Raw genomic sequence first — 21544 nt, 5'->3', positions numbered from 1 at the left:
CGGTGGACGGCACGGCGCGGGTCGGGGAGCGAGACCTGGAGGGCATGGACCAGGCCCGGCTGGACGACGGCGGGGTCGCCGAGCTCTGCACGACCGCGCGGGAGTGCACGTTCGTCTTCGCCGGCCCGGACGGCTGGCCCGCCGGGGTGACGATGAGCCACCTGTTCGCCGACGGGGTCTTCTGGTTCACCTCCGTGGAGGGCCGCGCCCAGGTGCGCGCGGTGCGCCGCGACGAGCGGGTCGGGCTGGTCCTCTCGAGTGCAGGGACCGGGCTGGCGGGCCGCCGGATGGTCCGGGTCAAGGGCCGCGCGCGCGTCCTCGACGACGTCGCCACCCGGGCCACGATGCTGCCTGCGCTGGCCGCGCACCTCGCCCCGACCGGGACCGACCGGCTGCTCGCATTGCTGGACAGCCCGAACCGGGTACTGATCCGGGTCGAACCGGTCGCGTTCCCGCAGAGCCACGACTCCCGCCGGATCGCCGGTGACGGCCGCGGGGGAGCCGGGTCCTGATCATCGGCCGCGGCTCGGGCGGGGCCGCCGGAGGTCGTGTCAGACTCACGCCGTGACGACGTGGGCGCGCGAGCTGCGCTCCCGGCTGGCCGGGACGGACCCCGGCCGGACGCGGCTGCACCTGGCCTCGGTCGCGACCGCGGCCATGATCACCGCCGCGCTGCTGGCGAGCGGGCTGCGCGCGCTGACCGGCCAGCCGGTCACGATCGTGCTGTTCGCGGTGGCGCTGGCGATGGTCAGCAACCTCGCGGTCAACGAGAACGACCTGGCACGGCGCCGGGTCACCACCGCGCTGATGCTGCTCCCGGCCGCTGCGGCCGCGACCCTGAGCGCCCTGCTCAGCCGGCAGCAGTTGCTCGCCGACACGGTGTTCGTGCTGGTCATGATGATTGCGATGGCCGTGCGCCGGTACGGGCCGCGGGGCGTCGCGCTCGGCATGGCCGCGTTCATGCCCTACTTCTTCGTGCAGTTCCTGCACGCCGGGCCCGCCGAGCTGCCCTACCTGCTGGCCGGGGCGGCGATCGGGATCGGGAGCACCTTCGTGCTGCGCTGTCTGGTGTTCACCCGGTCGGTCCCGGCGGTGCTGGACGCGCTGGTGCGGGCGTTCGAGGCACGGCTGCACACCATGACGCTGGCCGTGCTCGAGGTCGTCGAGTCGGGGGAGCCGGATCCGGACCTGGAGCCGCTGCTGCGCTGGCAGGCCCGGCTCAACGAGACCGCGCTGCTGGTCGCGGACCGCCTCGACGAGGCCGACGACGATCCGGTTGCCCGCCGCCCGGCGCGCCTGCCCGGCGGTGCCGGGGTGGACGGCGCGGCAGGGGACGCGACGGCGGCCGAGACCGAGATCGCCGGGCTGCGCCAGTGGATCGTCGACTCCGAGCTGGCCGCCGAGCGGCTGGCGATGTCGGTGCGCCGGATCCTCGAGCACCACGACCCGGTCCCGCCCGACGACCGGGAGGCACTGGCCGGCGGGATCCGCGCGCTCGCCGCCGCCACCGCCGTCGGGACGCCGCGGGCGATGGCCTCGACGCTCTACGAGAACGCCCGGCAGGCGGTCGAGGGCATCGTCGACCGCCCGGCCGGTACGGACGCCACGGCCCGCGAGCAGCGGATCGCGTTCGCGGTGCGGCGCCTCGCCGATGCGATGCAGTCCACCGTGGAGCAGGCGCAGGGCCGGATCGCGGCGTACGACGACGCCCGGTCCGGCTCCGGCTCCGGGGCCGGAACCGAGGGGGACCGGGACGCTGGGAGCCGGGACGCTGGGAGCCGGGACGCGGCCTCCGACGACGAGCACGGGCGTTCCGGCGGGATCGCCCTGCACACCCGGCAGGCGGTGCAGGTCGGCGTCGCCACCAGCCTGGCGATCGTCGCCGGCGAGCTGATCTCGCCGGCCCGCTGGTACTGGGCGGTGATCGCGGCCTTCGTCGTGTTCGCCGGGACGGCCAGCCGGGGCGACGTGTTGAGCCGTGGCTGGGCCCGCGCGGTCGGCACCGTCGGTGGCGTCGTCGCCGGCATGCTGCTGGCCCTGGTGGTCGGGACGAACCCGGTCGCCAGCCTGGTGGTGCTGTTCGCCTGCGTGTTCCTGGCGCTGTACCTGGTACGGATCTCCCAGGCGATGATGGCGTTCTGGATCACTGCCGTGCTCGCACTGCTCTACGGCGTGATCGGCCAGTTCAGCGTGCAGACACTGGTGCTGCGGGTGGAGGAGACCGTCGTCGGTGGGGCGCTGGGGATGCTGGCCGCCTACCTGATCCTGCCGACCCGCTCGCGCACCGCGTTCGCGGAGGCCCTCGACGAGGCGCTGGACGCCGTCGGTGCGTCGCTGCGCAGCTCGGTCGACCGGCTGCTGGACCGGCCGGGCGAGGAACCGCTGGAGAAGGCCCGCGAGGTCGACACGGCACTCGCCACGGTGCGCGCCCGCGCGGTGCCGCTGGAGCACCCGGTCGCGCGCCGCCCGCTGCGCCGCGGGGTGCACCACACGGTGCGCGTGGTCGGGGCCCTGGACCACTACTCCCGGCTGCTCGCCGCGCAGGCCGCCGGCACCCGGGCCCCGGAATGGGCCGCCACCCTCGACCCGGCGGTCGTGCGGGTCCGGGACAACATCGACGCGCTGCGCGGGATCCTGAACGACGGCTGGGGCCCGCCCTCGGAACGCGCGCACGGCCCCGGCGCCGACCCGGCCGACTACGGCGTCGCCTCCGCCGAGGATCTGCTCGACGCCGCCGAGGCGGCTGCCGCGGGGGCCCGGGCACCGGCCGGCGGGACACCCGCCCCCGGCCCGGGCACCGCGGAACCCGGTGCCGGCGATCGGGGGCGGGACGCGCTGCTCGGCGCGGCGCGGATGTTGCGCCGGGTCGACCAGCTCGCCGTCGGGCTGGCGCGGGAGCTCTGCGGCGGGCGCTGGAGCGAGCCGGCCACCGGGGAGCGGGCCGGTGCGAGCGGACGCGGGGCCGCGTCCGGTTCGGGTTAGGCTCCGCGAGTGATCACCGTGAGCACCACCGACGGCGTCGGGCTGATCGAGCTGGACCGTCCGGACCGCCGCAACGCCCTGGACGTCGCCACCTGCCGCGAGCTCGTCGACGCCTCGGCCCGGGTGCGGGCGGACGGGGCGCGCGCGGTCGTCGTGGCCGGGACCGGTCCGGCGTTCTGCTCCGGCGCCGACTTCGGCGAGGTCTACGGCGAGGACTTCCTGGAGGCGCTCTACGCCGCCCTGCACGCGGTGGCGGACCTGCCGATGCCGGTGATCGCCGCGGTGCACGGGCCGGCGATCGGGGCCGGCCTGCAGCTGGCGCTGGCCTGCGACCTGCGGGTCGCGGCCCCGGAGGCGGTGTTCGCGCTGCCCACCGCCCGGCTCGGGCTGGCCGTGGACCCGTGGACGATCGAGCGGCTGGTCCAGATCGCCGGCGGCGGCACCGCGCGCAGCCTGCTGCTGGCGTGCGCGACGGTGGACGCCGGCACCGCGCACGCCCGCGGGCTGGCGGACACTCTCGGTGACCGGGAGGCCGCGTTCGCGATGGCCGCGGACGTCGCCACCATGGCGCCGCTGACCCTGGCCTACAACAAGCGCGTCGCGAATGCCTTCGGCCGGGGCGGGCACACCGAGGAGCGGGACGTGCGGGCACTGCAGTCCGCGTTCGAGGACTGCTGGAACGCCGAGGACATCGCCGAGGGCCGCACCGCCCGGGCCGAGAAGCGGCCGCCCCGGTTCCAGGGTCGCTGAACGCGGTATCCCGGGCACCCCGATCGGTCGAAGATCGAGCCGGCTACTCTCCGGTACCAGTTGATCGCCCAGCGCCGAACCCGCCTCCGCGGAGCCGTGCCGGTGATCGGAGACCGGGGCCTACGGATGCCCTACTCGGTGTTCTTCGCCGAGGGTGGGGTGGCGTTCATCAGGGATCGAGGGACACCCCGTCCGCGGGCTGCGTGAAGCTGACCGAGACGGACGCCCGGCACTACTTCGGTGCGCTGGAGGTCGGCGACCAGGTGCAGGTGCACTGAGCAGCCCTGCCGGGATGTGACGAGGAACCCGGGTGGGCTTCTACGTGCAGTAGAGCAACTCGCGTACGATGACCACCGTGACGAGTCTGGGCGAGCTGGAGCGGGCGGTCATGAACGTTCTGTGGGAGGCCGACCGGGACGTGACCGCGCGTGAGGTCCAGGACCAGCTCGCGGACCGCGACCTGGCGACCACGACGGTGCTGACCGTTCTGGGCCGGCTCGAGCGCAAGCAGCTCGTGCAACGCATCCGGGACGGCCGGGCGCACCACTACCGCCCGGTCGCCGGCCGCGAGGACCACGTCGCGGAGCTGATGACCGACGCCCTGGACGACGCCTCGGACCGCGGTGCGGCGCTGGCCCGGTTCCTCGGTTCGATGACCGAGGAGGAGCGGTCCCGGTTGCGGGACCTGCTCGGCTGACGGGACCGACCGGGGTGTCGCGCGGGAGATGTGTCCTCGCGCAACGGTGGGGCCGTGCGGCGTGGCCGTCCGCCGTCGGCCACGATGAGACGCGATGCAGCTGACCGCGCTCGGACTCGGACTGCTCGGCGTGCTGCTCGCCGAGCCGGTCAGCCGGGTGCTGTCACGGGCGAGCTGGCCCGGTCGGGACCCGGTCGGGGCGCTGCTGCTGTGGCAGGCCGTCGGGCTCGGTGGCGGGATCTCGCTGTTCGGTGCGGGGCTGGCCTACGGGCTGTCCCCGCTCGGGGACAGCCTGCCGGCGGCGACCGGCGTGCTGGTCCGGTCGCTCGCCGCGGGCGGGTTCCCGCGCGCGCTGGACCCGCTGCACCTCGGTGCGCTGCTGATCGCGCTCGGCGTGCTGCTGCGGCTGCTGTCGGTCCTGGTGATCACCACCGTCCGCACGTTGCGGACCCGGCGCCGGCACCGCGACCTGCTCGACGTGCTGGCCACCCCGTGGCCGTTCGCCTCCGGTACCCGGGTGCTCGACCATCCGGTCCCGGTCGCCTACTGCCTGCCCGGACGCGGCTCCCGGCTGGTCGTCTCGGCCGGCGTCCTGGACGCCCTGGACACCGCCGGGGTGGTCGCGGTCCTCGCCCACGAGCGGGCCCACCTGCGGGAACGGCACGACCTGGTGGTCCTTCCGTTCGTCGCGTGGGGGGCGACCGCACCGTTCGTGCGCGGGATGGTGTGCGCGCAGCTGGCGGTGGCGCGGCTGATCGAGATGCGGGCCGACGACGTCGCCCGCAAGCTCTGCGACCCGACCGAGCTGGTCACCGCGCTCAAGGCGATCGGCGGGTCCGCGCCGGCCGCCGCGCTGACGTCGTTCAGCGCGGCGCTGGAGGCCCGGATCGACCGGGTCACCTGCCCGCCGCCGCCGCTGCCCGCGGCCCTGCACTGGCTGATCCGGGCCGTGGCGCTCGCGCTGGTCGCGGTGCCGCTGTGGCTGCTGCTCGCACCGTGAACGGGACCCGCACCGACGGCAGGGCTGGTCAGGGCCGGGCGACCCGGTCGTCGGCGGTGGCGCGGTAGTCCTGGAACAGGGCGGGCCCGGATGGTGGCCGCGGGGGCCGACGAGCGTGTTCAGCGCGGTGCCGCAGGCCGAGCCGGTCGGCGACCGCGTCGCCGTGGAACCCGGCCGATGATCACTGGTGATCGCCGACAGCTGCCGGTGCCCTGGCCACCGGGCTCTCGACGGCGCGCCGCGCACCGCGTCCGGGCGTAGCGTGGAATCCGTGCCCGTCACACCTGACCTTCCCCGTACCGTCGGTGCCCTCCGGGCGTCCGGCCACGAGCTGCGGGGCGTGAAGCAAGAGATCCGCGACAACCTGCTGGCGGCCCTGCGCGAGGGCCGCGACCCCTGGCCCGGCATCGTCGGGTTCGCCGACACCGTGATCCCGCAGCTGGAGCGGGCCCTGATCGCCGGCCACGACGTCGTCCTGCTCGGCGAGCGCGGGCAGGGCAAGACCCGGGTGCTGCGATCGCTGGGCAACCTGCTCGACGAGTGGGCCCCAGTGATCGAGGGCTCGGAGATCGGGGAGCACCCGTACGAGCCGATCAGCCCGGCCTCGGTCCGGCGCGCCGAGGAGCTCGGCGACGACCTGCCGGTCGGCTGGGTGCACCGCACGCACCGCTACACCGAGAAGCTCGCCACCCCGGACACCGCGGTCGCCGACCTGATCGGCGACGTCGACCCGGTCAAGGTCGCCGAGGGCCGCTCGCTGGGCGACCCGGAGACCATTCACTTCGGCCTCGTCCCGCGGGCGCACCGCGGGATCGTCGCCATCAACGAGCTGCCCGACCTGGCCGAGCGGATCCAGGTCGCGCTGCTCAACGTGATGGAGGAGCGCGACATCCAGGTCCGCGGGTACACCCTGCGGCTGCCGCTGGACGTGCTGCTCGTCGCCTCGGCGAACCCGGAGGACTACACCAACCGCGGACGGATCATCACCCCGCTCAAGGATCGGTTCGGCGCCGAGGTCCGCACGCACTACCCGCTGGAACTGGCCCCCGAGATCGACCTGGTCGTCCAGGAGGCCGAGCTGGCCGCCGAGGTCCCGCGGCACCTGCTCGAGGTGGTCGCCCGGTTCACCCGGCACCTGCGGGAGTCCTCGGCGATCGACCAGGGCTCCGGCGTCTCGGCCCGGTTCGCGGTCGCCGCCGCGGAGACCGTGGCCGCGGCGGCGCTGCGCCGGGCCGCGCTGGTCGGTGAGGGCCGCGCGTACGCCCGGCCGGTCGATCTGGAGTCGGTGCCGACCGTGCTGCGCGGCAAGCTGGAGTTCGCCGCCGGCGAGGAGGGCCGCGAGGACGACGTGCTGGAGCACCTGCTTCGCCGGGCCACCGCCGACACCGCGCGCTTCGCGCTGCGCGGCGTCGACCTGGACGAGCTGGCCACCGAGGTCTCGACCCGCCCGGTCCGCACCGGTGAGCGGGTCCCGGCCGGCGAGGTGGTGGCCGCGCTGCCGCAGGTCGGGGCGCTGACCGAGATCGCCGGGAAGCTCGGCGCGTCCGGCACCGAGGACCCCGGTCCGATGGCCTCGGCCGCGGAGCTGGCCCTGGAGTACCTGTTCCTGACCCGCAAGCTGGCCAAGGACTCCAGCGACGACGGGGACACGGTCTCGTATGGCTGATGGGCGGGCCGGGAGAGAGCGTTACAGCCGGCGGCGCTACGCCTACGGGCCCTACACCGGCGGGCCCGACCCGCTGGCCCCGCCGTACGACATCCGGTCCGCGATGGACCAGATCGGCCGTGACGTCATGGAGGGCAGCTCCCCGCGCCAAGCGCTGCAGGAGCTGATGCGGCGCGGCCTGGACGACCGCCGCGGGCTGGACGACCTGACCCGCCGGGTCTGGGAGCAGCGGCGCGACCTGCAGCGGGACAACCGGATCGACGGCACGCTGCAGGAGGTCCGCGAGCTGCTGCAACGGGCCATGGAGGCCGAGCAGGAGGCGCTGCGCAACGAGGACTCCGACGACGCCCGATTCCGCGAGATGCAGCTCGACGCGCTGCCGTCGGACACCGGCGGTGCCGTCCGCGAGCTGGGCGAGTACGACTGGCGCTCCTCGGACGCGGCCGAGGCCTACCAGGAGATCCGGGACCTGCTCGGGCGGGAGATGCTCGACCAGCGGTTCGAGGGCATGAAACAGGCGATGGAGGGGGCGACCCCGGAGGACGTCGAGCGGATCAACGCGATGCTCGACGACCTCAACGACCTGCTGGAGCACCATGCCCGCGGGGAGGACACCACGGAGCGGTTCGCCGAGTTCATGCGCCGGCACGGCGACCACTTCCCGGAGAACCCGCAGAACACCGAGGAGCTGATCGACGCGCTGGCCGCCCGGTCCGCGGCCGCCCAGCGGATGCTGAACTCGATGTCGGCCGAGCAACGGGCCGAGCTCGCCGAGCTGGCCCAGCAGGCGTTCGGCGACCCGCGGCTCGCGCAGGCGCTGTCGCAGCTCGACGCCCAGCTGCAGGGGCTGCGGCCCGGTGAGGACTGGTCCGGCGAGGGGAACTTCCGGGGCGAGAACCCGATGGGCATGGGCGAGGCCACCCGCGCGATGGAGCAGCTCGGACAGCTCGACGCGCTGGCCGAGCAGCTCGCCCAGAGCTACCCGGGGGCGCGGATGGAGGACATCGACCTCGAGGCGCTGACCGAGATGCTCGGCCCGGAGGCGGCCGCAGACGCCCGGACGCTCGCCGAGCTGGAGCGGGAGCTGCAGCGTCAGGACCTGTTCCGGCGGGCGCCGGACGGGTCGTTGATGCTCTCCCCGAAGGCGCTGCGGACGCTCGGGCAGTCGGTGCTGCGCGACGTCGCCGACCGGATCGCGGACCGGCAGGGTGCCCGGGAGACCCGGCGCGCCGGAGCGGCGGGGGAGGCGACCGGGGCGACCCGGCCTTGGGAGTTCGGCGACACCGAGGCGTGGTCGGTGCCGCGTACCCTGCTCAACGCCCAGCTGCGCCGTGCCGGAGGCGCGCATCTGCACGGTGCCGGAGGCGCGCATCTGCACGGTGCCGGTGGGGACGACCGCCGGCTGGACGTGTCCGACGTCGAGATCGTCGAGACCGAGCAGCGGACCCGGGCCGCGGTGACGCTGCTGGTGGACACCTCCTGGTCGATGGTCGCCGAGGGCCGCTGGGTGCCGATGAAGCGCACCGCGCTGGCGCTGCACCAGCTGATCTCCACCCGGTTCCGCGGCGACGACCTGTCACTGATCACCTTCGGCCGGCACGCGCAGACCGTCGACCTGGCCGAGCTGGTGGGCCTGGAGGGCGTGTACATGCAGGGCACGAACCTGCACCACGCCCTGCTGCTGGCCCGGGGGCGGCTGGCCCGGCAACCGGACGCGACCCCGGTGGTCCTGGTGGTCACCGACGGCGAGCCGACCGCGCACCTGGAGCGCGACGGCGAGGCGTCCTTCGACTACCCGCCCAGCCCGCAGACGCTGCGGGCGACCGTGGACGGCCTGGACCGGTTGATCGGGATGGACGCGAGGTTCACCTTCTTCGTGCTCGGCGACGACCCGGGGCTGGCCGCGTTCACGGACCGGCTGGCCCGCCGGGCCGGCGGCCGGGTGGTCAACCCGGACCTGGACGGGCTGGGCGCCGAGGTCGTGTCGGACTACCTGCGCAAGCGCCGGGGCTGAACACATCGAGCGTTGCCGGACGGTCATGATGTCGACCGTGACGCGATGCTCGGTGGCGGGTGGGGCGCGGACCCGGCCGAGGGCAGGTGCTCGGCGGCCCAGGACCGCAGCGTCGTCGGGGTGGTGGTCGTCGCGTCCCGCGGCTGCTCGGGGACGAACCCGTCGCTCAGGCCGGCCGCCATCCCAGCGATCGCGTCGACCTCGGGCGGACTCAGCCCGGCACCGGACAGGGCGGCGCGGAAGTCGGCATCGGGCACATGCACCGCGTGCACCGGCCGGCCGGCGAGCTCGCCCAGCACCGCAGCGACCTGCGTGAACGTCAGGTCCTCCGGGCCGTGCACGGCCTGCACCGCCCGGCCTGTCCACCCCGGAGCGAGCAGCCGGGCGGCCGCGACGTCACCGATGTCGCGCGGGGCCACCCACGGCAGCGGGTGATCCGGAAGCCACGGTGTCGACAGCGTCCCGGTCGCGATCTCGTCGGCCGAGGCGAGCAGGTTGGTCATGAAGTACCCGCAGCGCAGGTGCAGCACCGGTGCCCCGGTCGCGTCGAGTGCCTCCTCGGTCGCGCCGAGGCCGTCGATGTCGCCGGCGCCGTGTCGCTTCTCCGCACCGCCGCTGCTCTGGAACACCACGCCGCCGATGCCGTGCTCCCGGACCGCGTCGGCCACCACGCGCGCGCAGGCCGCGTGCTGCGCGAGCGGGTCCGAGCCGAACGGCGCCGGTGGGTTCACCCAGTACAGCCGGTCCGCGCCCGCGGTCGCGCGCAGCACGGCGTCCCGGGCGGTCTGGTCGGCCCGCACCGGCTCGACCAGGCCGGACAGGTCCGGCGGTAGCCGCGCGGGGTCGCGCAGCAGCGCCACCGGGCGCACCCCCGCCTGCACCAGCAGCCGGAGCACCCGCGAGCCGACATTGCCGGTCGGTGTCGTCACCACGATCCGCATGCCGGCACGGTGGCACGGGCCCCCGACAGGGAACCGGCGCCAGGCAGTACAGCTAGGCCACGATCAGCGGGCGCAGCGTGCGGTACGCGACCTCGAGCCCGGTGTGGACCCTCTCCTCGGTCCCGCCCCACACCGGGTCCTCGTGCTCGACCGAGAGCACGCCGTCGAACCCGCCCTCGTACAGGGTGTCGACGACCCGGCGCCAGTCCACCTCGCCGAGGCCGAGCCGGGCCGCCGCCTCGGCGGAACGGTCCGGTGTGGACGCTGAAACCCGGGTCACCGCGCCGCCCGCGGCGCGCACGGCGTGCGCGTGCACCCCGCCGATGAACCCCGTTCCGATGATCCCGGCACGGAGGGTCCTGGTCTGCGTCATTCCGTCCTCCCGGTCGCTTCGCGGTCGTGTCGGCTGAGTTGTGACGTGTGCGGTCGGGGTGTGCGACGTCCACATCAGTCGCGGGGCAGGTGCCGTCACACGATCCGCATGCCGGGCAGTGCGTCGGCGACCCCCACAGGAATCGGCGGATCAGCCCAGCCAGGGCTTCGCGAACCGGTCCCAGGTCCCGTCCGTCCGGGCGGTGCGCAGCCAGGTGTCGACCCGCCCGGTGAAGACGGGGTCGCCTGCCGGGGTCAGGTAGGCCTTCTCGGACTCGGTGAAGGGCGCCTCCGGGCGTACCGCGCAGAGCACACCCGGGTGTTGGGTGGCCTGCCAGCGGGTCTCGATCGCATCGGTCACCATGACGTCGGCGCGGCCGTCGGCGACCGTGTCGAAGATCGTGTTGTTGTCCGGGTACGGGACGATCGTGGCGTCGCCCAGCGTCTCGCGTGCGAACCGCTCGTTGGTGCCGCCCGGGTTCACCACGGCCCGCACCCCGGGCCGGTCGATCTGCTCGACCGTGCGGTACCTCTCGACGTCCGGGCAGCGGACGATCGGGCTCTTGCCGTCGCGCAGGTAGGGCACGGTGAAGGCCGCGCGCTCCGCGCGGTCCGGGGTGATCGAGACGCCGCCGACGGCGATCTCGCAGCGGCCGGCGACGACGTCGTCGAGCAGCGTGGACCAGGTCGTCTCCACCATCGTCACCCGGGCGCCCAGCTCGGCGGCGAGGTCACCGGCCATGTCCACGTCGATGCCCGACCAGCGGCCGCCGTCGAGGTGGGTGAGCGGCCGGTAGTCGCCGGTGGAGCAGACCCGCAGCTCGCCGGACTGGGCGATCCGGTCCAGCGCCGGTGACTCCGGCGGGGTGTCGGTGCCGCAGCCGGAGAGCGCGGCCGCGCAGAGCAGGACGATGGACAGCAGACCCCCGCTACGTCGCACGGGGGTGGACCTTATCCGCCGGCGGATGGTGCCGGGTACGGGATCGGTGCGGTCGGAACGATCATTGCGGCGCCGGGTGCTGTTCGGCGGACCGGCCGCGGCACTCGTCGTGCTGCCGGTGATGCTCGTCCGCCGGATCCAGCTGAGGCCTGCGCGACGATCGCGGACCGTCTCGGTCGGCGGCGCGCACCTCGACGACGAGGTCCCGGCTCCGGCACGATCCCGGGGGTGACCGACACCCCGGCACCGGCCTGCCGGCTCTGCGGCACGCCCGGGCCGGCGGGTCCGGGCGCCGCCGCGATGGCGGGCTGGGTGACCGAGCGGGATGCGCGCGGCCGGGAGACCTGGCTGTGCCCGGACTGCGCGCGCCGGCACGCCCGCGACATCGAGGCCAGGCTCGACGCCGAGTGGTGGTGAGGCGTGGCGTCGTTCAGCCGAGCCGGGCGGCTCCGGCGGACGGGGTGCCGGGGAAGGCGACCGGCGCCGTCCAGCCGCGTCCGGCGTAGGCGGCTTCGACGGCCTCGGTCACGGCGGCGACGTCGCGGGCCCCGCACAGCGCGATGACACAGCCGCCGAAGCCGCCGCCGGTCATCCGTGCCCCGTACGCCCCGGCCGCGCGGGCGGCCTCCACGGCGACGTCGATGTGCGGGACGGTGATCTCGAAGTCGTCGCGCATCGAGGTGTGCGAGGCGTCGAGCAGCGGCCCGATCTCCCGCGGGTCGGTGCCGACGCCCAGCAGCCGGACCACCTCGCGGACCCGGTCGTTCTCGGTGACGACGTGCCGGGCCCGCCGCCGGACCCGGTCGTCGGCCAGCCGCTCGACGTCGTCGAGGAGGGCGTCGCGCAGTGCCGGCACCCCGAGGGCGGCGGCGGCCTCCTCGCAGTCCCTGCGCCGCTGCCCGTACTCCCCGCCGGCGTGCGCGTGCGGCGCCCGCGAGTCGATCACCAGCAGCTCCAGGTCGTGCGCGGGCAGGTCGAACGGGACCAGCTCGACGGTGTCGTCGCGGGTGTCGAGGAAGACCAGCCGCCCGGCCCGCCCGTGCATCGCCGCCATCTGGTCCATCCCGCCCGTCGGCGCGCCGACGAACTCGTTCTCCGCCCGGCGCGCGATCCGGGCCAGCTCGGTCGGGCCGACCTCGACCCCGGCCAGCCCGGCCAGCGCCACCCCCACCGCGGACTCCACCGCCGCCGACGACGACAGCCCGGCCCCGACCGGGACGTCCGAGTCCAGCTCCAGGTCCAGCTCCGGCACCGGGTACCCGGCCTCCCGGAACGCCCAGCAGGTCCCGGCCACGTAACCGGCCCAGCCGGGCACCTCACCCGGGACGACCGTGGCCGCGGAGAACGTGACCGGCTCCGCCTCCTGCGTCGAGCGGACCGTGCTGCGCCGCCCGGCAGCCGGGCCCGCGGCCAGCACCGCGCGCTGCGGCAGCGCGAAGGGCAGCACGAACCCGTCGTTGTAGTCGGTGTGCTCGCCGATCAGGTTCACCCGGCCCGGCGCGAACCAGACCCCGGCCGGGGACCGGTCGTGCCGGGCGGCGAACGCGGTGCCGGCGCGGATGCCGGTGTCGTGGCGGGTGCCGTGGGTCATCGGGGTCCTTTCGGGAGGTCCGGGACGGCACGCTAGCCGAACCGGCGGTCGTCGCCGACGGCCGCCGTACCGGTGACGGGGTGCGGCGGCCGCGGCGAGATGCGGCGGGCAGGATCGGTGGCATGCCCCAGTCCCCGGACTCCCTGACCAACCCGGTCCCGGCGGCCCTGCACGGCCGGTTGCACGCCTTCGGCGCCGTGCGCGGGGGTGCGGTCCGGTTCGATGCCGAGGTCTCGCCGTTCGCCGGGCTGCCGCCCACCCCGTCCGGCGACGACTGGGCGGACCTGGCGGCGCTGTGCGAGCCGGGTTCGCCCGCGGTGCTGGTCCGTCCCGGCGACGGCCCGCCGGACCTGCCGCCGGGCTGGTCGCTCGTCCACCCGTTCCCCGGCGTCCAGATGGAGGGCTCCGGCCTGCAGACCGAGCCGGACGAGCACGCCGTCGAGCTGGGCCCGGACGACCGCGCCGAGATGGCCGGGCTGGCCGCCCGGACGCGGCCGGGCCCGTGGCTGGAGCGCACCGCCGAGCTCGGCCGCTACCTGGGGATCCGGCACGACGGCCGGCTGGTCGCGATGGCCGGCGAGCGGATGCGGCTCGGGCCGGAGGGCGCCGGCGGCGCGTGCGAGATCTCCGCCGTCTGCACCGACGAGGAGTGGCGGGGCAAGGGCCTGGCCGCCCGGCTGGTCCGCGCGGTCGCCGCCGGCATCGTCGCCCGCGGCGAGCTGCCGGTGCTGCACGCCTCGGCGGTGAACGAGGGCGCGATCCGGCTCTACCGGCGGATGGGCTTCACGATCACCCGCGAGATGCGGTTCGACATGGTGCAGGCGCCCGTGACCGGATAGCGAGGCCCCGACCGCGATAACCACTCACGGGCGCGCCAGCGCACCGTCGACGGCGGCGGGGGAGAGCACCTCGTCGAGCACCAGGATCGCGCAGCCGATCACGCCGCTGCGCTCGGCGAGCAGGCCCGGTTCGATCCGCAGGTTCTGCGTCGCGGCGGCCATCGAGCGCCGGTAGATCGCCTCTCGCACGCCCGCGACGAGCGGGTCGAACGCGCCGACCAGGTCGCCCCCGATGGCCACCAGCGCCGGGTTGACCAGGTTCACCGCGGCCGCGAGCACCTCGCCGAGCCGCCGCCCGGCGATCCGGACAAGCCGGACCGCGTCCGGATCGCCCTGCTTGACCAGCGCGACGACGTCGCCGATCGCGGACACCTCCCGGACCGGGACGGCGCGGTCGGGGGCGGCGCCGGCGTGCGCGGCGAGGTCACGCACCAGGGCCCGCCCGGAGGCGAGCACCTCCAGGCAGTCGACGTTGCCGCAACCGCAGCCGACGCCCGGGCCGTCGTGCACCGGGGTGTGACCGATCTCGCCGGCCGCGCCCCAGGCCCCGCGCTGCAGGAACCCGCCGGACACCAGCCCGGCGCCCACCCCGGAGCCGATCTTGACCATGAGCAGGTCGTCGACGTCCGGGTGCGCGGCGTGCTCGGCCAGCGCCATCACGTTGACGTCGTTGTCCACCCGCACCGGCACCGGGAACCGCTCGGTGAGCAGCGGCGGCAGCGCGATCCGTTCCCAGCCCGGCAGCGACGGGACACCGACCGACCAGCCGTTGCGGCCGTCCACGCTGCCGGGGATGGACAGCCCGATGCCGCGGATGCCTGCGTCGTCGGCGCCGGCCTCGAGCAGCAGCTTCTCCAGCAGCGCGATCGCGTCGCCGAGCAGCCGCTCGGGCCCGACCGACGCCGGATGGTCCAGGGTGTCCTCGGCGAGGATGGTGCCGGTCAGGTCGCAGACCGCCGCCTTGCTGCGGCTGACGCCGACCGAGAGCGCGAGCACGGTGCCGCCTGCCGAGTTGAACTCGAGCCGGGCCGCCGGCCGGCCGCCGGTGGCGGCGGCTCCGACGACCTCGGTGACCAGGCCGTCGGTGAGCAGCCGGTCCACCCGGGCGGCGACGGCGGTCCGGGAGAGGCCGGTCTCCCGGCCGATCTCGGTCCGGGTGCCGGCCAGACCGTCCCGGACCAGCCGGAAGATCTCACCGGCGGTGGCCGGTGCGCTGGTCGGGGTACGTCCTCGCATTCGTCCAGTGAACCACAGGGCTTTGAGCTGGCAAAACGCTGATCAGGCAACAGTAAGGTCTTGTGAGTACCGAAGAGGTTCGCTAGTGTGCGTATCGCACGGCATCGATGCACCTCCGCCCGGTCCGACCACCGCCCACCACCTGGAGACCGACGCACCGTGACCCGTACCCCCGGCCCCGCCGGGCCCACCCTCCCGGCCCCGCACCCGGTTCTCGCCGAGGTCACCGAGCGGGTCGTCGCCCGTTCCGCAGGCACCCGCGCCGCCTACCTCGAGCGCATCCGCTCGGCCGCCGCACAGGGCCCCGCCGCAGGCCCGAGCCGCGAGGGTCTCGGCTGCGCCAACCTGGCGCACGGCGCCGCTGCCTGCGGCCCGGACAAGCTGACGCTGACCGCGACCCCGGCCCGCAACCTGGCGATCGTCACCGCCTACAACGACATGCTCTCGGCGCACCAGCCGTTCGAGACCTATCCGGCACTGCTCAAGCAGGCCGCCCGGGAGGCCGGCGGCGTTGCCCAGGTGGCCGGCGGCGTGCCCGCCATGTGCGACGGCATCACCCAGGGCCGCGCCGGGATGGAGCTCTCGCTCTTCTCCCGGGACGTGATCGCGATGTCGACCGCGGTCGCCCTCTCGCACGACATGTTCGACACCGCCGTGCTGCTCGGGGTCTGCGACAAGATCGTCCCGGGTCTGGTCATCGGGGCGCTGTCGTTCGGCCACCTGCCGGTGCTGCTCGCCCCGGCCGGGCCGATGCCCTCCGGGCTGCCGAACCGGGAGAAGTCCCGGGTCCGGCAGGCGTTCGCGGCCGGCGAGGTCGGCCGCGAGGAGCTGCTCGACGCCGAGTCGCAGAGCTACCACGGCCCCGGGACCTGCACCTTCTTCGGCACCGCCAACTCGAACCAGCTGCTGATGGAGGTCATGGGCCTGCACCTGCCGGGCTCGTCCTTCGTCAACCCGGGCACCCCGCTGCGCGACGCGTTGACCGCCGAGACCGCGCGCCGGGCACTGGCCGCGGCCGGCGACCCGTCGCTCGCCATGGGCGAGATCGTGGACGAGCGCGCCGTGCTGAACGGCGTCGTCGCGCTGCTGGCCACCGGCGGGTCGACCAACCACACCATGCACCTGGTCGCGATGGCTGCCGCCGCGGGCGTGCAGCTGACCTGGGACGACTTCTCCGACCTGTCCGCGGTCGTGCCGCTGCTGGCCCGGATCTACCCGAACGGCAGCGCGGACGTGAACCACTTCCGGGCCGCCGGCGGGATGCAGCTGCTGATCCGCGAGCTGCTGGCCGCGGGCCTGCTGCACGACGACGTCCGGACCGTGGACGGTCCGGGCCTGTCCCGCTACACCCGCGAGCCGTTCCTGGACGGCTCCGGGGACGACGGTGAGCTGATCTGGCAGGAGGGCCCGGCCGAGAGCCCGGACAAGGCCGTGCTGCGCGGCGTCGCCGACCCGTTCGCCCCGGACGGCGGCCTGCGGGTGCTGCACGGCGACCTCGGCCGGTCGGTGGTCAAGACCTCCGCGGTGCATCCGGCTCACCGGGTCGTCACCGCGCCCGCCCGGGTGTTCGACGACCAGGCCGACCTGCTGAGCGCCTACGAGGCCGGCGAGCTGGACGGGCGGGATCTCGTCGCGGTCGTCCGGTTCCAGGGCCCGCGCGCCAACGGGATGCCCGAGCTGCACAAGCTGACGCCACCGCTGAGCGTGCTGCAGGAGCGCGGGCAGGCCGTCGCCGTCGTCACCGACGGCCGGATGTCCGGCGCGTCCGGCGCGGTCCCGGCCGCGCTGCACGTCACCCCGGAGGCCGCCGACGGCGGACCGCTGGCGAAGGTCCGGGACGGGGACGTGCTCCGGCTCGACACGCTGACCGGCACGCTGTCCCTGATCGACGCCGGCGGGTTCGACGCCCGGGACCCCGTCGCCCCGGCCGGGGGACCCGGGCCGACCTCCGGCACCGGGCGTGAGCTGTTCGCCGCGTTCCGGGCCGCCGTCGGCCCCGCGGACCGCGGCGCGTCGGTCGCGCTGTCGAACTGATGCCGCCGAGCTGCCCCGGAAGGAACCCATGAGCGAGAAGCTGCTGCAGCGGGCCCCGGTCGTCCCCGTCGTCGTCCTGGACGACGCCGCGGCGGCCGTGCCGCTGGCCCGTGCCCTGGTCGACGGCGGCCTGCCGGTGATCGAGGTGACCCTGCGGACCCCGTCCGCCACCGAGGTGGTGCGGCGGATCGCGGCCGAGGTGCCGGACGCGGTCGTCGGGACCGGGACCGTGTGCAGCCCCGACGACGTCCGGCGCTCCGCCGAGGCCGGCGCCCGGTTCCTGGTCAGCCCGGGTGCCAGCGCGCGGCTGCTGGACGCGATGGAGGACTCCGGGCTGGACCTGCTGCCCGGCACGTCGACGATCTCGGAGATGCTGGCCGTCGCCGAGCGCGGGCACACCGCGATGAAGTTCTTCCCGGCCGAGGCGGCCGGCGGGCGCCCGTTCCTCAACGCCGTCGCCGGTCCGCTGCCGGACCTGCGGTTCTGCCCGACCGGCGGGGTCACCGCCGACTCGGCCCCGGACTACCTGGCGCTGCCGAACGTCCCCTGTGTCGGCGGCACCTGGCTGACCCCGCCGGACCTGGTCGCGGCCGGGGACTGGGATCGGATCCGGGCCGTGGCGGCGACAGCTGCGGCGCTGGGTTAACCTGCATACGGTGTGCCGGGAAGTCTGGTCGGCGAGCGGTCCGACCTGCCCGAAACCCCCGGAGACCCGTGAACACTCCTCGTAAGGCCCCCCGACTCTTCGCCCTCCGCTCGTGGCCGGAAGCGCGCCGCATCGGCGAGGTGCTGCGCGCCGAGACCGTCGGTGGGGTCCTGCTGGTCGGGGCCGCGGTGCTCGCGCTGCTGTTCGCCAACTCCCCGTGGCGGGAGGCCTACTTCGACCTCGCCGGGTTCACGATCGGCCCGGCGGCGCTGCACCTGGACCTGTCCCTGGCCACCTGGGCCGCAGACGGGCTGCTCGCGATCTTCTTCTTCGTCGTCGGGCTGGAACTCAAGCGCGAGTTCCTGGCCGGCGACCTGCGCGACCCGGCGAAGGCGCTGCTCCCGGTGGCTGCGGCCGTCGGCGGCATGATCGCGCCGGCCCTGATCTACGTGGCGATCAACGCGGGTAACCCGAACGGGCTGGTCGGCTGGGCGATCCCCACCGCTACCGACATCGCGTTCGCGGTGGCGGTGCTGGCCGTGATCGGGTCCAGCCTGCCGTCCGCGTTGCGGATGTTCCTGCTCACCCTGGCCGTGGTCGACGACCTGCTGGCCATCACGGTGATCGCGATCTTCTACACCGACGACCTCGCGTTCGGTCCGCTGCTGCTGGCCCTGGTCCCGCTGGCGCTGTTCACGCTCGCGGTGCAGCGGGGGGTGCGGGCGTGGTGGTTGCTGCTCCCGCTCGCCGTCCTGACCTGGGTACTCGTGCACGAGTCCGGGGTGCACGCCACCGTCGCCGGCGTGCTGCTCGGGTTCACGGTCCCGGTGCTGGCCCGGCGCAGCGACACCACGACCGACGGGCACTCGCTCAACGAGCGGTTCGAGCACTTCTGGCGGCCGATCTCGGCGGGCGTCGCGGTGCCGGTGTTCGCGTTCTTCGCGGCCGGGGTCTCGGTGATCGACAGCGGCGGCTTCGGCGCCACCCTGGCCGACCCGGTGACGCTCGGGATCATCGCCGGGCTCGTGCTGGGCAAGACCGTCGGTGTGCTCGGGTCGACCTGGCTGGTGCAACGGTTCACTCAAGCCCGGCTCTCCGACGACCTGAGCTGGTGGGACCTGCTCGGCCTGGCCCAGCTGGCCGGCATCGGGTTCACGGTGTCGCTGCTGGTGGGGGAGCTGGCCTTCGGCACCGGCACCCCGCAGGACGACCATGTGAAGGTCGGCGTGCTGACCGGGTCGCTGACCGCGACGCTGGTGGCCGCGGTGGTGCTGCGCCGGCGCAACGCGCACTACCGGAAGATCGCCCAGGCCGAGACCCGCGACGACGACGCGGACGGGGTCCCGGACGTCTACCAGGAGGACGACCGGGAACGGCCGGACTGAGCGCGCGGGGGCGACAGCCCGGCTGATCAGGCGGCCGGGGTGCGCACCTCGGCGAGGATCTCCGGCCCGTGCGCCTCGACGCGGCGGACGGCGAGAGCGCCCCACCACCAGGCCACCGCGATCCCGATGGCTACCCCGACCGGGACGCCCGCCCAGGCGACGACGGGTAGCTCGGCGAGCCGCCCGATGAGCACCAGCGCCACCACCGGCAGGGTCACGGGCACGAGCAGGAGCAGGAAGGCGATCGCCGCCAGGCCCTGCAGGCATCCGATGCCCGATCCGGAACCGCCCCGGCTGAACGGGTTCGACCCCGGCGGCAGGGCCACCGGCAGGTACGCCGACTGCAGCACGACGAGTCCGGCCCCGGCGCCGAGCAGGGTGGGCACCAGACCGGCCAGCCACACCGGCGCCGACGACGACCCCGTCAGCACCGGCCCGGCGACCGCCGCCGCGACGACGAGCGGCCCGACCAGCACCAGCCACGCCAGCTGGCGCCCCCGCACGTCGGCGCGCACCGATCCGGGCACCACCAGCAGTGCCCACATCGAACCGCCGTCAAGGCCGTAGCCATTGGCGAGCTGGGTCGCCCCGAACACCGCGATCCACAGCGCGGCGTACGCGCCGGCGGTGCTCCCGCCGGCGGACCAGGCGACGGGCAGCACCAGCCCCAGCACGAGCGCCGTGAGCAGCACCGAACGACGGCGCGCGTCGCGGCGCCACAGGCGCAGCTCCCGCACCACGACGGCGCCCAACGGCCGCCGGCCCCGCCGCCGCGCCGTGGGCGGAGCCGACGACGCGTCCCGGTGCGCCGGACCACCCCTTGAAACCGTCGCCGTGAGCCGCCGGCGCAACAGCACTCCCCACAACCCGAGCAGTCCAGCCTGCAGCACGACCAGCCCGAGCAGCGGCGCCAGGGTCGGCAGGAGCTCGCCCGCCGCCGCAGACCGCACCGCGACCGCTCCCCACCCGGTCGGCAGGGCCCGCAGGACGGCACCCGCGGTGCCGAGTCCGCCGCCGGCGAGCATCGGGGCGAGCAGCCCGGACAGGAACTGCAACGGGAGGAAGGCCAGCGCGCCGAGCGAGGCCAGCAGGGTGCCCAGGTCGCGCCCGCGGCGAGAGCCGATCATCGTGCTGAGCGCCGCCACGACGGTGCGGGAGACCAGTACGACCAGGCCCAGCTCGAGCACGGTGGCCAGGACCCCGACCAGGGCGGGCCCGATCCCGGCCCGCAGCCCCACCCATACGTGTGCGGTGAACGCGAGCAGCGTGACGACGGGTCCGGCGCCGACCAGTGACGCGGCGCCCATCGCCCGGGCGAGCTCGCCGGGCCGCAGCGGCAGCAGCGCGAAGTTCTCCGGACGCACGGTCTCGTCACCCCCACCGAGGGCGATCGGTCCGACGGCCCAGCCCAGGGCCCACGCCGCGACGAACACCGCGATCAGATCGGTGGCCGTCGCGACGTCCGACGCGGCGAGCGGGACCAGCGCCGTCACCGCGGCGCCCGCGAGCCCGTAGACCGAGCCGAGGGCGACGAGCACCGCCCGCCGCCCGTGCAGGGTGTGCCGCAGGATCCGCAGCTTCAGTCCGACGACGACGCCAACCACGACAGCCCCACCTCTCCGCCGGTCCGGGCTCCCACGAGGCGGACGAACGCGTCCTCCAGCGTGCCGCCGGCGGCGATCTCGGCCACGCGGCCCTCGGCGACCACCTGGCCGGCGGCGATGACGCCGACGTGGTCGCAGAGCTGTTCGACCAGCGTCATGAGGTGGCTGGACAGTACGACCGCGCCACCGCCGGCGACGAAGCGCTGCAGGATCGTGCGGATGGTGCTCGCGGAGACCGGGTCGACGGCCTCGAACGGCTCATCGAGCACCAGGAGCCCCGGCGCGTGCAGCAGCGCCGCCGCGAGTCCGATCTTCTTGCGCATGCCCGCGGAGTAGTCGATCACCAGGGTGCGTTCGGCGCCGGCGAGGTCGAGCACCTCGAGCAGTTCCTCGGTGCGCCCGGCAACGGTCTCGGGATCCAGGCGGCGCAGCGCACCCATGTAGGTCAGCAGCTCGTGGCCGGTCAGCCGCTCGGGCAGCGCGAGTCCGTCGGGCAGCACACCGACCCGCGCCTTGGCGGCGACGGGGTCGGCCCACACGTCGGTTCCGAGAATGCGGACCCGACCGGCGTCGGGCCGCAGCAGGCCGACCGCCATCGACAGCGCCGTGGTCTTCCCCGCGCCGTTCGGCCCGACCAGGCCGTAGAACGATCCCGGCGGCACGGTGAGACCGAGGTCGTCCACCGCACGCGTGGTGCCGAAGGTCTTGCACAGCCCCTCGGTGGCCAGGGCCGGCGGGCTCACGGGTGGCGGGCCGGAGTCGGCCCTCGCGCCGGCGTCGGTCATCGGTCGTCCTCGAACGCGGCAGCCGGAGATCGCATACGCAGTGAGGATAGGACGACGTGCGG

At 74.9% G+C, this 21544-nt stretch carries 20 protein-coding genes; 13 read left to right on the top strand and 7 right to left on the bottom strand.

The features are described from left to right. The first annotated feature begins 2 nt into the window (after positions 1–2). From ACLFMI_RS17130 to ACLFMI_RS17100, 7 genes are all read left to right on the top strand, one after another. Positions 3–512 (top strand): pyridoxamine 5'-phosphate oxidase family protein, encoded by a 510-nt coding sequence (locus tag ACLFMI_RS17130; protein WP_410948876.1) that lies wholly within the window; start codon positions 3–5, stop codon positions 510–512. Between the two features lie 52 nt (positions 513–564). Continuing rightward, complete coding sequence (locus tag ACLFMI_RS17125) at positions 565–2982, top strand: FUSC family protein (RefSeq protein ID WP_410948875.1); 2418 nt, start codon at positions 565–567, stop codon at positions 2980–2982. 9 nt (positions 2983–2991) lie between these two features. Beyond that, positions 2992–3732 carry an enoyl-CoA hydratase gene (locus ACLFMI_RS17120; RefSeq protein WP_410948874.1) on the top strand — a complete coding sequence of 247 codons (741 nt, stop codon included), beginning with the start codon at positions 2992–2994 and terminating at the stop codon, positions 3730–3732. 355 nt (positions 3733–4087) lie between these two features. After that, a complete protein-coding gene (locus ACLFMI_RS17115) occupies positions 4088–4429 on the top strand; it encodes a BlaI/MecI/CopY family transcriptional regulator (RefSeq protein ID WP_410948873.1) in 342 nt (113 codons plus the stop codon). Between the two features lie 94 nt (positions 4430–4523). After that, positions 4524–5429 carry a M56 family metallopeptidase gene (locus ACLFMI_RS17110; protein ID WP_410948872.1) on the top strand — a complete coding sequence of 302 codons (906 nt, stop codon included), beginning with the start codon at positions 4524–4526 and terminating at the stop codon, positions 5427–5429. A gap of 271 nt (positions 5430–5700) precedes the next feature. Then, positions 5701–7095 (top strand): ATP-binding protein, encoded by a 1395-nt coding sequence (locus ACLFMI_RS17105; RefSeq protein ID WP_410948871.1) that lies wholly within the window; start codon positions 5701–5703, stop codon positions 7093–7095. Further along, on the top strand, positions 7088–9109 hold the full coding sequence (locus tag ACLFMI_RS17100; RefSeq protein ID WP_410948870.1) for a VWA domain-containing protein: 2022 nt from the start codon (positions 7088–7090) through the stop codon (positions 9107–9109). The genes ACLFMI_RS17105 and ACLFMI_RS17100 overlap by 8 nt, the downstream gene beginning before the upstream one ends. A 23-nt stretch (positions 9110–9132) precedes the next feature. Here the strand turns inward: ACLFMI_RS17100 and ACLFMI_RS17095 are convergent, their stop codons facing one another. The 3 genes from ACLFMI_RS17095 to ACLFMI_RS17085 all read right to left on the bottom strand — a co-directional run bounded on the left by ACLFMI_RS17095 (position 9133) and on the right by ACLFMI_RS17085 (position 11362). Continuing rightward, entirely contained in the window at positions 9133–10050 is a 918-nt protein-coding gene (locus tag ACLFMI_RS17095) for an NmrA family NAD(P)-binding protein (protein ID WP_410948869.1), read from the bottom strand. Positions 10051–10102: 52 nt separating this feature from the next. Continuing rightward, positions 10103–10423, bottom strand: coding sequence for a hypothetical protein (locus ACLFMI_RS17090; protein WP_410948868.1), 321 nt, complete (start codon positions 10421–10423; stop codon positions 10103–10105). 150 nt (positions 10424–10573) lie between these two features. Continuing rightward, positions 10574–11362 carry a transporter substrate-binding domain-containing protein gene (locus tag ACLFMI_RS17085; RefSeq protein ID WP_410948867.1) on the bottom strand — a complete coding sequence of 263 codons (789 nt, stop codon included), beginning with the start codon at positions 11360–11362 and terminating at the stop codon, positions 10574–10576. A gap of 25 nt (positions 11363–11387) precedes the next feature. On the opposite strand from ACLFMI_RS17085, the gene ACLFMI_RS17080 reads away from it, so the two are divergent. Beyond that, positions 11388–11594 carry a hypothetical protein gene (locus ACLFMI_RS17080; RefSeq protein ID WP_410948866.1) on the top strand — a complete coding sequence of 69 codons (207 nt, stop codon included), beginning with the start codon at positions 11388–11390 and terminating at the stop codon, positions 11592–11594. Further along, entirely contained in the window at positions 11591–11779 is a 189-nt protein-coding gene (locus ACLFMI_RS17075) for a hypothetical protein (RefSeq protein WP_410948865.1), read from the top strand. Before ACLFMI_RS17080 ends, ACLFMI_RS17075 begins: the two co-directional genes overlap by 4 nt. A gap of 13 nt (positions 11780–11792) precedes the next feature. Here ACLFMI_RS17075 and galK read toward each other — a convergent pair whose 3' ends face one another. Continuing rightward, entirely contained in the window at positions 11793–12953 is a 1161-nt protein-coding gene (galK, locus tag ACLFMI_RS17070) for a galactokinase (protein ID WP_410948864.1), read from the bottom strand. A 122-nt stretch (positions 12954–13075) separates the two neighbouring features. Here galK and ACLFMI_RS17065 point away from each other — a divergent pair, with 122 nt between their 5' ends. Next, positions 13076–13792 (top strand): GNAT family N-acetyltransferase, encoded by a 717-nt coding sequence (locus tag ACLFMI_RS17065; RefSeq protein WP_410948863.1) that lies wholly within the window; start codon positions 13076–13078, stop codon positions 13790–13792. A gap of 24 nt (positions 13793–13816) precedes the next feature. On the opposite strand, the gene ACLFMI_RS17060 is transcribed toward ACLFMI_RS17065, so the two are convergent. Further along, positions 13817–15028 carry an ROK family transcriptional regulator gene (locus ACLFMI_RS17060; protein ID WP_410948862.1) on the bottom strand — a complete coding sequence of 404 codons (1212 nt, stop codon included), beginning with the start codon at positions 15026–15028 and terminating at the stop codon, positions 13817–13819. Positions 15029–15187: 159 nt separating this feature from the next. Here ACLFMI_RS17060 and edd point away from each other — a divergent pair, with 159 nt between their 5' ends. The 3 genes from edd (at position 15188) to nhaA (ending at position 19093) form a co-directional block, all read left to right on the top strand. After that, positions 15188–17062 carry a phosphogluconate dehydratase gene (edd, locus tag ACLFMI_RS17055; protein ID WP_410948861.1) on the top strand — a complete coding sequence of 625 codons (1875 nt, stop codon included), beginning with the start codon at positions 15188–15190 and terminating at the stop codon, positions 17060–17062. A gap of 28 nt (positions 17063–17090) precedes the next feature. Further along, positions 17091–17708, top strand: coding sequence for a bifunctional 4-hydroxy-2-oxoglutarate aldolase/2-dehydro-3-deoxy-phosphogluconate aldolase (gene eda / locus ACLFMI_RS17050; protein WP_410948860.1), 618 nt, complete (start codon positions 17091–17093; stop codon positions 17706–17708). Positions 17709–17776: 68 nt separating this feature from the next. Beyond that, a complete protein-coding gene (gene nhaA / locus ACLFMI_RS17045) occupies positions 17777–19093 on the top strand; it encodes a Na+/H+ antiporter NhaA (protein ID WP_410948859.1) in 1317 nt (438 codons plus the stop codon). 26 nt (positions 19094–19119) lie between these two features. Here the strand turns inward: nhaA and ACLFMI_RS17040 are convergent, their stop codons facing one another. Beyond that, positions 19120–20697 (bottom strand): hypothetical protein, encoded by a 1578-nt coding sequence (locus tag ACLFMI_RS17040; protein ID WP_410948858.1) that lies wholly within the window; start codon positions 20695–20697, stop codon positions 19120–19122. Then, on the bottom strand, positions 20673–21482 hold the full coding sequence (locus tag ACLFMI_RS17035; protein WP_410948857.1) for an ABC transporter ATP-binding protein: 810 nt from the start codon (positions 21480–21482) through the stop codon (positions 20673–20675). Before ACLFMI_RS17035 ends, ACLFMI_RS17040 begins: the two co-directional genes overlap by 25 nt. Between the last annotated feature and the right edge of the window lie 62 nt (positions 21483–21544).

Source organism: Pseudonocardia nantongensis (genome assembly GCF_046546495.1).
Lineage (GTDB): Bacteria > Actinomycetota > Actinomycetes > Mycobacteriales > Pseudonocardiaceae > Pseudonocardia > Pseudonocardia nantongensis.
The sequence above is the reverse complement of the archived record's forward strand: the minus strand, read 5'-3'. Positions and strand labels throughout refer to the sequence as shown.

Bases quoted from the DNA above. Each gene is read 5' to 3' on its own strand.
- ACLFMI_RS17110 (WP_410948872.1), top strand. From the start codon at position 4,524: ATGCAGCTGACCGCGCTCGGACTCGGACTGCTCGGCGTGCTGCTCGCC.
- ACLFMI_RS17100 (WP_410948870.1), top strand. From the start codon at position 7,088: ATGGCTGATGGGCGGGCCGGGAGAGAGCGTTACAGCCGGCGGCGCTAC.
- ACLFMI_RS17095 (WP_410948869.1), bottom strand. From the start codon at position 10,050: ATGCGGATCGTGGTGACGACACCGACCGGCAATGTCGGCTCGCGGGTG.
- ACLFMI_RS17090 (WP_410948868.1), bottom strand. From the start codon at position 10,423: ATGACGCAGACCAGGACCCTCCGTGCCGGGATCATCGGAACGGGGTTC.
- ACLFMI_RS17080 (WP_410948866.1), top strand. From the start codon at position 11,388: ATGGTGCCGGGTACGGGATCGGTGCGGTCGGAACGATCATTGCGGCGC.
- galK (WP_410948864.1), bottom strand. From the start codon at position 12,953: ATGACCCACGGCACCCGCCACGACACCGGCATCCGCGCCGGCACCGCG.
- ACLFMI_RS17065 (WP_410948863.1), top strand. From the start codon at position 13,076: ATGCCCCAGTCCCCGGACTCCCTGACCAACCCGGTCCCGGCGGCCCTG.
- ACLFMI_RS17060 (WP_410948862.1), bottom strand. From the start codon at position 15,028: ATGCGAGGACGTACCCCGACCAGCGCACCGGCCACCGCCGGTGAGATC.
- eda (WP_410948860.1), top strand. From the start codon at position 17,091: ATGAGCGAGAAGCTGCTGCAGCGGGCCCCGGTCGTCCCCGTCGTCGTC.
- ACLFMI_RS17035 (WP_410948857.1), bottom strand. From the start codon at position 21,482: ATGACCGACGCCGGCGCGAGGGCCGACTCCGGCCCGCCACCCGTGAGC.